This is a genomic window from Albimonas marina (assembly GCF_029223255.1).
Classification (GTDB): Bacteria; Pseudomonadota; Alphaproteobacteria; order Rhodobacterales; family Rhodobacteraceae; genus Albimonas.
Window position 1 is genome coordinate 22,567 of sequence record NZ_JARHUC010000008.1, and the last position, 13,719, is coordinate 36,285.

Sequence of the window (13,719 nt, forward strand, 5' to 3'; positions counted from 1 at the left end):
TTCCCGCCCGGCGAGATCGCCGCACCCGAGCCCGCGCGGCCCCGTCCGCGCCCATGCGCCAGGAGCCGTCGCGCCGCATGGCCTTCGTCCGATTCATCGCGGTGCGCCTGGTCAGCTCCCTGGCCACGCTGCTGCTGATCTCGTTCATCGTGTTCTCGTTGATGGAGCTGGTGCCGGGGAACTGCGCCGAGCGCTACATCGCCTACAAGAACACCCAGGGGCAGACGATCACCGAGGCCGACATCAAGGCCATGGAGGTGACCATGGGCCTGGACCGCCCCTTCGTGGAGCGCTGGGGCGGCTGGGTCTGGGACGTGTTCGCCAACGGGGATTTCGGCACCTCGTGTCTGATCCGCGCGGACGTGACCACCATCGTGGGCGACAAGTTCTGGCTTTCGCTGGCCATCTGCCTGGGCGCCCTGCTGCTGGCCTACCTGATCGCGGTGCCGGTGGGGATCCTCTCGGCGCGGGTGCGGGGCGGCTGGTCGGATTCGATCCTGCGCTTCGTGAGCTACCTGGGCCTCGCCCTGCCCAACTTCCTGCTGGCGCTGATGATCCTGCTGGCGGCGACGGTGTTCTGGAAGGTGGACCTGACCGGCCTGTTCTCGGCCCCCTACCGCGAGGCGCCGTGGAGCTGGGACCGCTTCGTGGACATGCTGAGCCACGCCTGGGTGCCCATCGTCATCCTGGGCTGGTCGGCCACCGCCTTCGCGCTGCAGACGGTGCGGGCGCTGGTGTCGGACGAGCTCGACAAGCTCTACGTCACCGCCGCGATGGCCCGCGGCGTCACCGGGCGGCGTCTGCTGTGGCGCTATCCGGCGCGGCATGCGCTGGGGCCGCTGGTGAACTCGGTCGGCTTCGACCTCAACCGGGTGTTCAACGAGCTGCCCATCGTCGCCGTGGTGCTGATCCTGACGGATGCGGGGAAGCTGCTGTTCGACGCGCTGGCGCGCTCCAACGACCAGGAGCTGGCGGGGGCGATCATCTTCATGCTGACCGCGTCCATCGTGGGGCTGAACTTCCTGACCGACATCCTGCTGGCGGTGATCGACCCGCGCGTGCGCAAGGGGCTGTTCAAATGATCGCGCGGGTGTTCGGGCGCGGGGCGGCCCAGTCGAAGGAAGACTATTTCACCGCCTCGCAGAGCCAGCTGATCTGGGCGCGGTTCAAGCGCAAGCGCTCCTCGATGGTGGCGGCCGCGATCCTGCTGGTCTTCGTGCTGTGCGGGGTCTTCGCCGATTTCCTGTCGCCCTACGACCCGAGCTCGGCCGGGCGCAACGCGGACTACACCAACGGCGCGCCGCAGATCCCGCAGTTCTGCGACGACCGGGGCTGCTCGGCCGTGCCCTTCATCAAGGGGGTGGAGCGCTATCGCGGGGCGGACACCAACTTCCGCTGGGTGACGCGGGAGACGGACGAGCGCAAGCATGTCGAGCTCTTCGTCGAGGGCTGGACCTACCACTGGTTCCGGCTGGACTGGACCGTGCCGGGGCTGGGGCGGATCTTCGTCCCCGGCATCGAGATGAACACCCACCTCTTCGGGCTGGAGGGGGGCGGCTTCATCCACATCGCGGGGACCGACGCGCAGGGGAAGGACATCTTCTCGCGCACGCTGCACGCCATCGGGGTCAGCCTGGCGGTGGGGACCATCGGGGTGGTGATCTCCTTCGTGCTGGCGCTCGTGATCGGGGGGACGGCGGGGTATTTCGGCGGGGCCTACGACACCGGCGTGCAGATGGTGACGGACGCGATCCGCACGGTGCCCACGATCCCGCTGTTCATGGCGCTGGCGGCCTTCGTGCCCGACGAATGGTCGGCGGAGACGCGGTTCTTCTTCATCTCGATGATCATCGGCCTGATCAACTGGCCCACGCTGGCGCGGCGGGTGCGCACCCACATCCTGGCGGAGCGGCATGCCGACTACGTGCTGGCGGCGGAGCTGTGCGGCGCGCGCCCGGGGCACGTGATCCGCCGCCACCTGCTGCCGAGCTTCGCCAGCTACATCATCGTCGATCTGGTGATCTCGTTTCCCTACATGGTGCTGTCGGAGACCGCGCTGAGCTTCATCGGGCTGGGGCTGAAGGACCCGGTGAACAGCCTCGGCGTGATGCTGCAGAACACCACCAAGGTCGACGTGCTGCTGAACTACCAGTGGTATTTCATTCCCGTGCCGGTGTTCGTGTGCCTGGTGCTGGCCTTCGTCTTCGTGGGCGACGGGCTGCGCGACGCAGCCGACCCTTATTCGGAGCGCAAATGACCCTGCTTTCGGTCCGCGACCTGACGGTGCGCTTCGCCACCGACGAGGGGCTGGTGACGGCGGTCGACCAGGTCTCCTTCGATCTCGAGCCCGGGGAGGTGATGGGCCTCGTGGGGGAGAGCGGATCGGGCAAGTCGGTGACGGCCAAGTCGATCATGCAGCTGAACTTCGGCGGCATCCGCTACGGCGAGGACAGCCGGATCCTGCTGAACGTCGACGGCCAGGAGACCGACGCCCTGAAGCTCAAGCGCCCGAAGGACCTGCGCCTGGTGCGGGGCGGGTCCGTGTCGATGATCTTCCAGGAGCCGATGGCGAGCTTCGCCCCCGCCATCACCATCGGCGACCAGATGGTCGAGCAGCTGGTGCTGCACAAGCGCGTGTCGAAGGCGGAGGCCAAGAAGACCTCGATCGAGTTCCTCGAGCGGGTCGGCATCTCCGACGCGCCGCGGCGCTTCGACCAGTATGCGTTCGAGCTCTCGGGCGGCATGCGCCAGCGGGCGATGATCGCCATGGCGCTCTCCACCCGCCCGCGGCTGCTGATCGCGGACGAGCCGACCACGGCGCTGGACGTGACCATCCAGGCGCAGGTGATCGACCTGATGAAGGAGATCGTGGCCGAGTTCGGCATGGCGATCATCTTCATCACCCACGACCTGGGCGTGATCGCGCAGACCGCGGACAAGGTGGCGGTGATGTATCTCGGCCGGATGGTCGAGACGGGGCCGGTGCGCGAGGTGATCCGCACCGCGGCGCATCCCTACACGCAGGGGCTGCTGAACGCCCTGCCCGATCTCGGCGACCTCGACAGCCCGCTCAAGCCCGTGCCGGGCGACATCCCCAGCCCGCTGGAGCGGCCCTCGGGCTGCGTCTTCCACACCCGCTGCCCCGAGCGGATCCCCGGGCGCTGCGAGGCGGCCGTGCCGGCGATGGAGGCGCTGCGCCCCGGCCACGCCTGCGCCTGCTTCGCGCGCGAGACGGAGGGCGCGGCATGAGCCGGCCGCTGATCGACGTCCAGGGCCTCTCGGTCCACTACCACCTGAAGGGCGGGGTGTTCGGCGCGCCGGTGGTGCTGCGCGCGGTCGACCGGGTGAGCCTGGAGATCCCGAGGGGATCCTTCTTCGGGCTGGTGGGGGAGAGCGGCTCGGGCAAGACCACGCTGGGGCGGGCGATCCTGAAGGCGGCGCCGATCTCGGAAGGAAAGATCGAGTACGACGACGGCGAGGGGCGCCACGACGTCGGCGCGATGAGCAACAAGGGCGAGATCCGGGACTTCCGCCGCCGCGCCCAGCTGATCTTCCAGGATCCCTACGCCGCCCTCTCCCCCCGCATGACCGTGCGCGACATCATCGCCGAGCCGCTGGAGGTGATGGGGATCACCAAGTCCCGCGCCGAGACGGACGCGCGGGTGCGCGAGATCGCGGCCCGCTGCCGGCTGAACGTCGAGCATCTGCGCCGCTTCCCGCACGCGTTCTCGGGCGGCCAGCGCCAGCGGATCTCGATCGCCCGCGCGCTGGCGCCGACGCCGCGGTTCCTGGTGGCGGACGAGAGCGTGGCGGCGCTGGACGTCTCGATCCAGGCCGACATCCTCAACCTGCTGAAGGGGCTGCAGCGAGACCTCGGCCTGACCTTCCTGTTCATCAGCCACGACCTCTCGGTGGTGGCGCATGTCTGCGACCACGTGGCGGTGATGTACCTGGGCCGGCTGGTCGAGACGGCGCCCACGCGGGCGTTGTTCGCGCGGCCCCTGCACCCCTACACGCGGGCGCTGCTGTCGGCGATCCCCTCGCTCGACCCCGACGACCGGGGCCGGGCGTGGAAGCTGCAGGGCGAGATCCCCTCCCCCGCCGATCCGCCCTCGGGCTGCCGCTTCCGCACCCGCTGCCCCTTCGCCAAGGAGCGCTGCGCGGCCGAGGAGCCGGCCCTGCGCCCGATGGCGAGCGGCCACGAGGTCGCCTGCCACTACGCCGAGGAGCTGGAGGGCGCGGTTCCCGCCTGAGCGGGGCGGCGGCGGGGCCCGGAACGGCGAACGCCCCGGCGCGGGGGCCGGGGCGTCTGCGGATCGTCGGCTCGGGCCGCGGTCAGGCGGCGGCGTCGCGGGGGACGCCGAAGACGCGTTCGGCGAACTCCGGGTAGGGGTTCGCGATCTTGGCCGCGATCTCGGTGCGGATGGTCGCGAGGGTCTCGGCCGAGGGCAGGTCCGTGACGGGGACCGACTCGGGCACGTCGAAGTCGAAGCCGGTGTTGTCGCGCACCTCCTCGACCGTGACGCCGGGGTGGACCGACTTCAGGGTGAAGCGGACCCGCTGCCGGTCGAAGCTCATCACGCAGAGCCCGGTGACGAGCGCGTGGGCGCCGCCGGGACGGAACACCCCGGGCTCGGAGGCGCCGGGGGCGGAGATGAAGTCCACCTTCGGCACGAAGACGCGGCGGGTGTGCTCCTCGCGGAACAGGATCACCTTGGGGACCTGGAAGTAGAGGAAGGCCGAGCCGAAGGCGCCCGACCAGCGCACGTCGCCGCGGGGATAGTCGCCCGCGCCGGTGAGGTTGATGTTGGCCTGCCCGTCGATCTGCCCGCCCGACAGGAAGAACCCGTCAACGCGGCCCTGGGCGGCCATGTCGAAGAGCTCGACGCCCCCGTCCATGCGATGCGCCGGCAGGTCGGAGCCGATGATCGTCACCCGCCCGCCCGAGCGCGAGGCGCCCAGCAGGGCCCCCGCGCCGGGGATCGGCGACAGCGCGCCGACCGCCACGTGCCGCGCGCCGGCCAGAAGCTCGGAGATGACGGAGATCAGCAGCTCTTCGCGCTTCACGTCTCCCATCGCGGCGGCCATGTCCGCAGCCCCGCTCATTCCGCCGCCTCCGCGTGGGAGGGCGTGAGCACCGCGAGCCATTCCTCGCCGCCGCCGGAGCGGGCGGACTGGCGGGCGGCGGAGGCGTAGGCGCGCACCGCGCCGGGGTCGAGCGCGTAGTCCGGCGGGCAGGCCAGCGGCCAGGAGCCGCCGGGCGCCTCGGCCAGCGCGTCGACGTAGATCGGGGTGATGAGGTTCGCGGACTTCGCCTCGTCCTCGCGCAGGTCGTGGTCGACGATGCGCTCGGCGGTGACGATGGTGCGGTGGGCGGCGTGGGCCATGGTCTTCAGCTCATGCCGGTCGCCGATCCAGGCGTTGCCGAAGCGGTCGGCGACCGAGACGTGGACCACCGCCACGTCGGGACGGATGGCGGGGATCAGCACGATCGGGTCGCCCGACGCCTCGAACGGGTTGTCGATCACCTTCCAGTCCGGCCGGTTGGCGAGCACGTCCGAGCCGATGATGCCGCGGATCGGCATGAAGGGGATGCCCTTCTCGCCGGCCTGAAGGCCGGTGTAGACGGCGGGACAGGTGGCGTCGCGGATCTCGACCGCGCCGGACTTCACCGCCTCGGCGAAGAAGGGGGCGGGGCCGAACTCGCCCAGCGAGATGCCCGAGGTCTCGACGATCTTCACGCAGCCCGCGCCGATCAGCGCGTCGGCGAAGACGCCGGCGGTGGGCAGCGTGACGAGGTGCAGGTTCTTCGTGCCCCGCCGGATCAGCTCGCGCGCCAGCGCCATGGGGGCGTTGGGCTCCTTGGCCACCGAGAGGAGGGCGCCGTCGGGGATCCGGGCGGCGAGGTCGGCGAGGTCGATCACGGGCGGGCGCATGGGGTCTCCTCCGGGAGGGCCGTCTTCGCGGCGAAAGGGCCGGCGGCCGCGGGCCGGAGCCCGGGCGTCGGGGCGCGGGAGCGGAATCCCCACGCTTCGGCCGTAAAATCGACCTTGCCTGTCGGGCGGTCAACCCTTCGTCGTCAGGTCGCCTTCGCAAATCGACGCGAGGGGGGCGCCGCGCCCGCGGCTAGCGCGAGGACGGCGCCCGCTCGGTCCCCGGCCCGGGCTTGGGCTCGGGCGCCGGCTCGGTCTCGGGTTCGGGCGTCGGCCCGGTTCCGGGCGGGGGCGTGTCGGCGACCTCGGCCCCGCGCTCGCCCATCGGGCGGTCGGGGCCCTTGGTCGAGTCGACGCGGGTCTGCAGCTCGCTCTCGGCGTTCAGGGCGGCGCCGACCAGCACGGCGTAGGCCGAGATCCACAGCCACATCAGCAGGATCACCACGCCCGCGATGGCGCCGAAGCTCTCGTTGTAGCTGGCGAAGTTGGAGACGTAGGCCGAGAAGCCGACCGAGGCCGCCAGCCACAGCCCGCAGGCCAGCACCGCGCCGGGCGTCAGCCAGCGCCACTTGGCCGCCCGGCGGGAGGGGCCGAAGCGGTAGAGGAACGACAGGCCCAGGATGGTCATCAGCGTCAGCAGGATCCAGCGCGCGCCGCGCAGCAGGATCTCGGCGGTCACGCCCAGGTCGATGATGGCGAAGATCGTGGGCAGGACCAGCGCCGCGCTGAGCCCCGCGAGGAGCCCCACGATCAGGCACATCGTCAGCGCCAGGGTGACCAGGATGCGGAGGAAGAAGCCGCGCTTCTCGCGCTCGCCATAGGCGACGTTGAGCCCCTCGATCAGGCTGCCGACCCCGCGCGAGGCCGACCACAGCGCCAGGGCGACGCCCAGGAGGGCGGTCAGCTGGAGCCCCTCGGACCGCGAGCCGGTGACCTCGTTCACCTGGGCGAGCACGATGTCGGCGGCCTGCTGGGGCAGGACGCCGGCGAACTTCTGCAGCTCCTGCGCGACCTCGGGCGGGTTCAGCACGATGCCGCCGATGGCCATCGAGGCGGTGATCGCGGGGAACAGCGCCAGCAGGCCGTAGAAGGCGACGCCCGCGGCGATCAGGCCGATGTGGTCCACGTTCATCGCCCGCCAGACCCGGCCCAGCACGGCGATCCAGGCGCGCCGCGGGATCTCGGAGGGGGCGTCGGCGTGGTGGCCGAGCTCGGCGGAGCCCTGCGGGGCGGGATCGGAGGCGGGATCGCGGGCGGCGGTCATCGGCGGCTTTCGAAATCGGCGGCGGGAAACGGGCGGAGGCAGGGGCGAGCGGCGGCTGCGACAAGCCTCCCGCCCGCAGGTGGCGGCGGCGAGGCGGAACGGCGCCGGGCGCGGAACGCCGCCGGCGCGCGCCGCCCTGCGTTCGGCGCCGCCCGCGGCGCCGGCGCGTGGGGCGCCGTTGCGTGGGGCGCCGGCGCGTGGAGCGCACGGGACGCGGCGAGGCTCATCGGCCCGCGGCCGCGTCGGCGGCGGCGGAGGACGGCTCGGCGGGGGGCGGCGGCTCGTTGCGCGCGGCGCGGCGCTGCTCGGCGGGGCCGGCGCCGTGGACGGCGGCGGCGAAGGCGCGGAACAGGCGGCGGTGGGGGCGGCGCCACAGCAGGAACTCGGGGTGCCACTGCACGCCGAAGCGGAAACGGGCCGAGGCGTCCTCGATCGCCTGCACCACGCCCCACTCGTCGCGCGCGGCGATGCGCAGCCCCTCGCCCAGGCGGTCGATGGCCTGGTGGTGGAGGCTGTTCACGCGGAAGGTCTCGCGCCCGATCACCTCGCGCAGGCGCACGCCGGGCTCGGTGGTGACGGTCTTCACCGGCAGGGGGGTCCACATCTCGGGCACGTCGACATAGGCCTCGCGCACCTCCTGGTGGATGTCGCCGCCGCGGTGGATGTTGAGCATCTGGGCGCCGCGGCAGATGCCCAGCACCGGCAGGTCGAGGGGCAGCGCGTGGTCGAGCACGCGCAGCTCCATCGCGTCGCGCTCGGCGTCGATGCGCACGTCCATCAGGGGGCGGGCGCCGTAGAGGTCGGCGCCGATGTCGTCCCCGCCCCCGATCAGGAAGCCGTCGAAACCCGAGAGGTCGAGCGCGTCGTCCATCGGCGGGCGCAGGCGCACGGGATCGAGCCCCATCACCCGCAGGCCCAGCCAGGAGAGCCACCACATCCAGCGTCCCCCCTTGGCCGAGGAGGTCACCCCGATGCGCGGCCGGCCGTTCCTGCGCCGCGGCCCGCCGCCGGGCGCCCCGGGCCCCGCGCGCGACGGCGCCTGCGCCGCGGGGCGCGACGGCGCGTCCGGCGCGCCCTGCTCCGCGGCGCCCGCGCCGGAGGGCGCAGCCGGGGCGGAGGCCTCGCCCGGCGCCGGGACTGCGCGCCGCGGCGAGGGGGCGTCCGGCGCGCGGTCCTGCGCCGACGCGCCGGGCGCTGTCTCGCGCGCCGGGACGTCGGGCGCGGCGGGGGGCGTCGCGCCGGCGGGGCCGGTTTCGTGCCGTGCGCCGCTCATTCCAGCAGCATCCACTCGGTGGCCAGCACCGCCCAGGAGGCGGGGAAGGTCCGGTTGGCGTTCGCCTGCCAGGCGCGGCCCATGGCCTCCAGCCGCTCGGGGCGCTCGGCCATCTTCTCGACCATCCGCCAGCGGTTCCACTCGACCGAGACGTTCCAGCCCTCGCGGCCGAGGTCGGCGTTGGGCAGGCGGTAGTGGAAGGTGGGGCGGGCGTGGATCTTCTCGTCCGGCAGGGCCGAGCGCACCCGCTCCTCGTCCAGCCAGCAGAACAGCGGCAGCATGTCGAGCTCGCGGTTCCGGGTGGGGTTGTCGGCGAGGTAGTCGTCGATCAGCGCGGGCAGGTCGGGGGCGTAGCCGGGCTCGACGATCCGCTCGACGTATTCCTTGGGGAACGGGTCGGCGAAGGCCGCGATGCGGCGGGTGGCGTCGAGCTCGGTCACCTCGCGCAGCCAGTCCGAGAGCAGCACGTAGGCGCGCAGCATGTCGGTCAGCCAGGCGGGGTCGTCGGTGGCGATCTCGGGGTTGAGCTGGGCGCCGAAGGCGTGCAGCGGGCTGTCGGCGGTGCCCACCGCCCCCGCCCCGCGCAGCGCGTCGACCAGCCCGTCGATGCGCGGCAGCGAGGTCAGGGGGATCGGCGGGCAGACGATCTCGCAGGGCACCAGCAGCGAGGAGACGTCGCCGTAGAGGCTGCGCAGCTCCTCCTCCATCTCGTCGAAGAAGCGCTCGAGCCCCTTGCGGGAGGCCTTCTCGGGCGAGCTGGAGCTGTGGGCGTGGCGGGTGTCGAGCTCCACGGTGAAGTCGCCGAGCTCGGCCTCCTTCACGTGGAAGCGGTGGGGATCCTCCTCGTAGATGTCGCCGCCGAAGAGCTCGCGCACCAGGCGCGCGCCGTCGCGGGCGGAGATCGCGGCGAACTCCAGCTCGACGCCCACGCGCCGCTCCTCCCCCTGCGCGTTGGTCAAGCGGGGGGGCGGGAGGAACTCGGTTCCGGGGAGCGTCGGGCGGGTCATGCGTCTCCTGGCGGGCTGGCTGCGGCGCGGCGGCGGGTCGGCCGTTCACCTATGGCGATGGGACGGTTCGTCCACCCCTCGGCGGAGGCTTCCGAGGGGCGGCGAGGGAGGGACGGAGGCGCCCTGCGGGCGGGCTTGGGCCTGCGGCGAAGGGTGCGCGGGGTTGTGGAAGGGCGCTCGGCGCGGGGAGGTCGGAACCTCCGGCGGGCTCCTGACTCACCAAAGAACAGGGCCGCGCCTGTCCTCCGGATCCGTCTCTCGCTGATGGATGCCTGAGCGAGTCGGGGGGAGGGGTCAAGGACAAGCCCGCGCAAGCGCGGGTCGCTTCGCGATCCCTGACCCCTCCCCCCGACTCGCTCTTTCCGGCATCCGCGAGAGACGGCTCCGGAGAACAGGCGCTTCGTGGGCCCGGGCGGGCGTCGCGCCGGGGCGCCAGGGGGCGGGCGGTCAGGCGAAGCAGGCGGCGGCGGAGAGGATGGCGCGCAGCTGGGAGGGGAGGTCGGCGGGCGCGCCCTGGAAGGCGCCGTCGAGGGCGGCGGTGCCCACCGTGAAGCCCGCGCAGCCGGCGCGGGCCATCGCCTCGACCCGCGCGGGGCGGTCGATGGAGCCGGCGGCGATCACCGGCTTGCCGGCGGCGGCGCAGACCCGGGCGGCCAACGCTTCGGCCGGGACCGAGCCGCGGTAGGCGAGCAGGTCGAGCCCCGCCACCTCCGGGCGCGCGGCGAGCGCGCGGGCGGAGGCGGCGATCTCCTCGACGTCGCCTTCCAGCACGCTGGGATGGCCGGTGATGCGGCCGGGGAACGGGTAGTAGCCGATGCCGGTTCCGGCCAGCAGGGGCGCCGCCACCTCGGGGCGGCAGCCGCCGAGCAGGCGGTCGACGCCGATCTCGACCCCCGCGCGGACCGAGGCGGCCTCGGACGCGGCGTCGAGCGAGACCACCTCCAGCCAGCAGGTCCCGCCCGCCGCCCGGATGCGGGCCGCGAGCGCGCGCAGATCCTCCACCGGCAGGCCCACGTCCTTGAAGCCGACCTGGCGCACGCCGGCGGCGAGCGCCGTCTCGAGGTGATGGGGCGCGTCGGGGACCGTCAGGTCGTTGCGGGTGAGCATGAAGATGAAGCCGGGGCGCATGGCGGGCGTTCCTTGGCGACGACGCGGCGGAGGCAGAGCATAGGCCGGAACCCGCGGGGGACGCGATGGGTTTCGGGGACGCGGGAGGCGCGCCGAGGGCGGCTCGCCCGGGACGGGGAGAAGGGCGGTCGAGGGCCTGCGCCCGGCCCGACGGGTCGGGCGCGGCGGCGGGGCGCGCCGTCGCTGCGGTAGGGGGGCGGCGCGCGCGCGGCTCCGGCGGCGCCGGCCCGCCCTGCCCGTCCCGGCGCGCCGGCGGGGCCGGGGCGCAGTCCGCCCGGAGCCGGCGCCGGCGCCTCGCCCGGCCGCCGGGGACGCGGCGCGGCCGTCCCGGCGCCCCGGCCGGTCCTGCGCGGCGGCCTGCCGCTCTGGTCCCCGGCGCGGGGGCATGGCAAACTGACCGGACGGCCGGTCGCGTCCTGACGCGGGCGGCCGGGCGCGTCGCGGGCCTCCGGCCTCGTCGGAGAGGACGAGGCCGGCCAGGCCCTGCGCGCGGCAGACGGAACACAGCCGGCATCTGAACGCCGGCGCGGGAGGATGCATGACCGAAGACGCCGGAGGCCGCACGGGCTTCCTCGCCCCCTATCGCGCCCTGGACCTGAGCGACCGCCGCGGGCAGCTCGCGGGGCGGATGCTCGCCCAGATGGGCTGCGACGTGCTGCAGATCGAACCGCCCGAGGGCTCGAACGGCCGCCGCGTCGGCCCGTTCGACGACGCCGGGCGCTCGATGCACTGGGCGGCCTACGCCGCGGGCAAGCGCAGCCTGGCGCTGGACCCGCAGGACGCCGGCGACCGCGAGACGCTGAAGGCCCTCGTCGCCAAGGCCGATTTCGTGATCGAGAGCCGCGGCCCGGGCGAGCCCGCGCGGCTGACGCCCGAGGAGATCGCCGCGATCAACCCGCGCGCCATCCACATGCTGATCACGCCCTGGGGCGAGACCGGGCCGAAGGCGGAGTGGGCCGAGAGCGACCTGGTGCTGTGGGCCGCGGGCGGCCCGCTGGCGCCGACCGCGATGGCCGGCGGCACGCCGACCCGGATCTCGGTCCCGCAGGCCTGGCATTTCGCGGCCTCCGACGCCGTGTGCGGGGCGATGGTGGCGCTGTTCCACCGCCACGCGACGGGCGAGGGGCAGAAGGTCTCGACCTCGGTGCAGCGTTCGTCGACCTCGGCGACGCTGTCGGGCAGCCTCGCGGCGGTGGTCGGACATCCCGACTTCTCGCTGCGCCCGCGCTACACCGGATCGAAGAAGCCGCTGGACCTCTCGGGCTCGGGCGCGCGCACGGCGCGCTCCAAGTGGGAGGGCAAGGACGGGCTGCTGGAGATCCACCTCGCCATGGGTCCCGCCACCGGGCGCTTCACCAACAACTTCATGAAGGTGATGAAGGAGAAGGGCGCGCTGTCCGAGCGCTTCCACGGCTGGGACTGGTCCACGATCCATGAGCGGATCATGGCCGACGAGATCGACGACGACGACCTCGAGGACTGCCGGACCGAGGTGGGCGCCTTCCTGCGCACCGTGAGCCAGGACGAGGCGGTGGAGCTCGCCATCGCCAACCGCCTGCTGCTGGCGCCGGTGACCACCGCCGACAGCCTCTACAAGAGCCCGCACGAGACCGCCCGCGGCTTCTTCCGCACGGTGACCGACACGGAGGGGCGCGAGACCCTGCTGCCCGGGCCCTTCGCGATGACCGCGGCCCCGGCCTTCGCCCCCGACGCCCCCGCGCCCGCGCTGGGCGAGGGCGGCGAGGCGGCGGTCGAGGACTGGCTGGGCTCCCGCGCGGCCGCGAAGCAGACGATCACGGAAGGAGCGGCGGAATGAGCGGGCCTCTCGCGGACATCAAGGTCCTGGACCTCGCCTGGGTCGTGGCCGGCCCGATGATCGGGCGGAGCCTCGCGGACTTCGGCGCGACGGTGGTGCGGGTGGAGCATCCCAAGCGCACCGACACCGCGCGCGCGATCGGCCCCTACTACGGCGGCGGCTACGACGTGCAGCGCTCGGCCTGCTACGCCAACGGCAACGCCGGCAAGCTGGGCCTCGCGCTCGACCTGCAGAACGAGGACGCGCGCGACGTGGTGCGCGAGCTCGCCGCCTGGGCGGACGTGGTGGTCGAGAGCTTCGCGCCCGGCCAGGTGAACCGCTGGGGCCTGGACTACGAGTCCCTGAAGGCGATCAACCCGAAGATCATCATGGTCTCGACCTCGCTGATGGGCCAGTCGGGGCCGTGGAAGGCGCTGGCGGGCTTCGGCAACATCGGCGCGGCCATGTCGGGCTACCAGGGCCTGGTGGGCCCGGAGGAGGGGCTGCCGACCGGCCCGTTCGGGCCCTACACCGACTATGTCGCGCCCCGCTTCGGCATCCCGATGGTGCTGGCCGCGATCGACTGGCGCAACCGCTCGGGCGAGGGCTGCTACATCGACCTCGGGCAGGCCGAGACCGGCATGCAGTTCCTGGCCTCGGCCTTCGCGGACTACGGCGCCACCGGTCGAGTGGCCAAGGCCGAGGGCAACCGCGACCCCGACATGGCGCCGCACAACGTCTACCCCGCCCTGACCAAGGAGGGGGAGGACCCGCGCTGGATCGCGATCGTGGCGCAGGACGACGCGGCCTGGAAGGCGCTGGCGGCGGAGATCGGGGGCGACGCGCTGGACGACCGGTTCGTCTCGCTCGAGGGGCGCAAGGCCAACGAGGCGGCGCTGGACGCCATCGTCGCGGCCTGGGCCGCGCCGCTCGATCCGACGGCGACGGCCGAGAAGCTGCAGGGGCTGGGCGTCGCGGCCTCGGTCGTGGCGACGGCGATGGACCTCGCCGAGGATCCGCAGCTCGAGCATCTGGGCCACTGGGAGCGCGTGCCCCATCCCCAGATCGGCGCCGCCACGGTGGAGGCGAGCCGCTTCGTGCTGTCGCGCACGCCCGCCCACGTGGAGCGGCCCGCGCCGGAGTACGGGCGCGACCAGGACGCGGTGCTGAAAGGCATCCTCGGCTACGACGCCGACCGGATGGAGGCGCTGCGGGCCGCGGGCGCGATGCCCTGAGGCCAGGACGCCCCCGCCCGCGCCCGCTCCTGAGGCGGCGCGAGGGCGCGGCGGCGATGCGACGACGATCACGCCCCGTCCGCG

Annotated in this window: 12 protein-coding genes; 6 read left to right on the forward strand and 6 right to left on the reverse strand. The window is 73.4% G+C overall.

Translation table 11 applies throughout. The annotated features are described in order from the left end of the window. The first annotated feature begins 77 nt into the window (after nucleotides 1-77). Genes P2H44_RS20080 through P2H44_RS20095 form a run of 4 tightly spaced genes read left to right on the forward strand, consistent with a single transcriptional unit; the run spans nucleotide 78 to nucleotide 4,253 of the window. On the forward strand, nucleotides 78-1,082 hold the full coding sequence (locus P2H44_RS20080) for an ABC transporter permease (protein WP_275766420.1): 1,005 nt from the start codon (nucleotides 78-80) through the stop codon (nucleotides 1,080-1,082). Beyond that, on the forward strand, nucleotides 1,079-2,257 hold the full coding sequence (locus tag P2H44_RS20085) for an ABC transporter permease (RefSeq protein WP_275766421.1): 1,179 nt from the start codon (nucleotides 1,079-1,081) through the stop codon (nucleotides 2,255-2,257). Before P2H44_RS20080 ends, P2H44_RS20085 begins: the two co-directional genes overlap by 4 nt. Continuing rightward, nucleotides 2,254-3,249 (forward strand): ABC transporter ATP-binding protein, encoded by a 996-nt coding sequence (locus P2H44_RS20090; protein WP_275766423.1) that lies wholly within the window; start codon nucleotides 2,254-2,256, stop codon nucleotides 3,247-3,249. Before P2H44_RS20085 ends, P2H44_RS20090 begins: the two co-directional genes overlap by 4 nt. Beyond that, nucleotides 3,246-4,253, forward strand: a complete 1,008-nt coding sequence (locus P2H44_RS20095; protein WP_275766425.1) for an ABC transporter ATP-binding protein — start codon at nucleotides 3,246-3,248, stop codon at nucleotides 4,251-4,253. The genes P2H44_RS20090 and P2H44_RS20095 overlap by 4 nt, the downstream gene beginning before the upstream one ends. Nucleotides 4,254-4,335: 82 nt before the next feature. On the opposite strand, the gene P2H44_RS20100 is transcribed toward P2H44_RS20095, so the two are convergent. From P2H44_RS20100 to P2H44_RS20125, 6 genes are all read right to left on the reverse strand, one after another. Continuing rightward, on the reverse strand, nucleotides 4,336-5,106 hold the full coding sequence (locus tag P2H44_RS20100; protein WP_275766427.1) for a CoA-transferase: 771 nt from the start codon (nucleotides 5,104-5,106) through the stop codon (nucleotides 4,336-4,338). Then, nucleotides 5,103-5,936: a CoA transferase subunit A gene (locus P2H44_RS20105; RefSeq protein WP_275766428.1), complete on the reverse strand. Its 834-nt coding sequence runs from the start codon at nucleotides 5,934-5,936 to the stop codon at nucleotides 5,103-5,105. The genes P2H44_RS20100 and P2H44_RS20105 overlap by 4 nt, the downstream gene beginning before the upstream one ends. A 190-nt stretch (nucleotides 5,937-6,126) precedes the next feature. Further along, nucleotides 6,127-7,197 (reverse strand): YihY/virulence factor BrkB family protein, encoded by a 1,071-nt coding sequence (locus tag P2H44_RS20110; protein ID WP_275766430.1) that lies wholly within the window; start codon nucleotides 7,195-7,197, stop codon nucleotides 6,127-6,129. 223 nt (nucleotides 7,198-7,420) lie between these two features. Beyond that, the gene (locus tag P2H44_RS20115; RefSeq protein WP_275766433.1) at nucleotides 7,421-8,134 is read right to left on the reverse strand and encodes a gamma-glutamyl-gamma-aminobutyrate hydrolase family protein; all 714 of its coding nucleotides are present in this window, start codon (nucleotides 8,132-8,134) and stop codon (nucleotides 7,421-7,423) included. Nucleotides 8,135-8,466: 332 nt separating this feature from the next. Then, entirely contained in the window at nucleotides 8,467-9,477 is a 1,011-nt protein-coding gene (locus tag P2H44_RS20120; RefSeq protein WP_275766434.1) for an amidoligase family protein, read from the reverse strand. Between the two features lie 447 nt (nucleotides 9,478-9,924). Then, nucleotides 9,925-10,605: a hypothetical protein gene (locus P2H44_RS20125; RefSeq protein WP_275766437.1), complete on the reverse strand. Its 681-nt coding sequence runs from the start codon at nucleotides 10,603-10,605 to the stop codon at nucleotides 9,925-9,927. A gap of 538 nt (nucleotides 10,606-11,143) precedes the next feature. Here P2H44_RS20125 and P2H44_RS20130 point away from each other — a divergent pair. Both P2H44_RS20130 and P2H44_RS20135 read left to right on the forward strand, forming a co-directional pair. After that, on the forward strand, nucleotides 11,144-12,421 hold the full coding sequence (locus P2H44_RS20130; RefSeq protein ID WP_275766438.1) for a CoA transferase: 1,278 nt from the start codon (nucleotides 11,144-11,146) through the stop codon (nucleotides 12,419-12,421). Continuing rightward, nucleotides 12,418-13,635, forward strand: a complete 1,218-nt coding sequence (locus P2H44_RS20135; protein WP_275766441.1) for a CaiB/BaiF CoA transferase family protein — start codon at nucleotides 12,418-12,420, stop codon at nucleotides 13,633-13,635. Before P2H44_RS20130 ends, P2H44_RS20135 begins: the two co-directional genes overlap by 4 nt. Nucleotides 13,636-13,719 lie beyond the last annotated feature (84 nt).

Coding starts and splice junctions, on each gene's coding strand:
- P2H44_RS20080 (WP_275766420.1), top strand. CDS start 78: ATGGCCTTCGTCCGATTCATCGCGGTGCGCCTGGTCAGCTCCCTGGCC.
- P2H44_RS20085 (WP_275766421.1), top strand. CDS start 1,079: ATGATCGCGCGGGTGTTCGGGCGCGGGGCGGCCCAGTCGAAGGAAGAC.
- P2H44_RS20090 (WP_275766423.1), top strand. CDS start 2,254: ATGACCCTGCTTTCGGTCCGCGACCTGACGGTGCGCTTCGCCACCGAC.
- P2H44_RS20095 (WP_275766425.1), top strand. CDS start 3,246: ATGAGCCGGCCGCTGATCGACGTCCAGGGCCTCTCGGTCCACTACCAC.
- P2H44_RS20100 (WP_275766427.1), bottom strand. CDS start 5,106: ATGAGCGGGGCTGCGGACATGGCCGCCGCGATGGGAGACGTGAAGCGC.
- P2H44_RS20105 (WP_275766428.1), bottom strand. CDS start 5,936: ATGCGCCCGCCCGTGATCGACCTCGCCGACCTCGCCGCCCGGATCCCC.
- P2H44_RS20110 (WP_275766430.1), bottom strand. CDS start 7,197: ATGACCGCCGCCCGCGATCCCGCCTCCGATCCCGCCCCGCAGGGCTCC.
- P2H44_RS20115 (WP_275766433.1), bottom strand. CDS start 8,134: ATGTGGTGGCTCTCCTGGCTGGGCCTGCGGGTGATGGGGCTCGATCCC.
- P2H44_RS20120 (WP_275766434.1), bottom strand. CDS start 9,477: ATGACCCGCCCGACGCTCCCCGGAACCGAGTTCCTCCCGCCCCCCCGC.
- P2H44_RS20125 (WP_275766437.1), bottom strand. CDS start 10,605: ATGCGCCCCGGCTTCATCTTCATGCTCACCCGCAACGACCTGACGGTC.
- P2H44_RS20130 (WP_275766438.1), top strand. CDS start 11,144: ATGACCGAAGACGCCGGAGGCCGCACGGGCTTCCTCGCCCCCTATCGC.
- P2H44_RS20135 (WP_275766441.1), top strand. CDS start 12,418: ATGAGCGGGCCTCTCGCGGACATCAAGGTCCTGGACCTCGCCTGGGTC.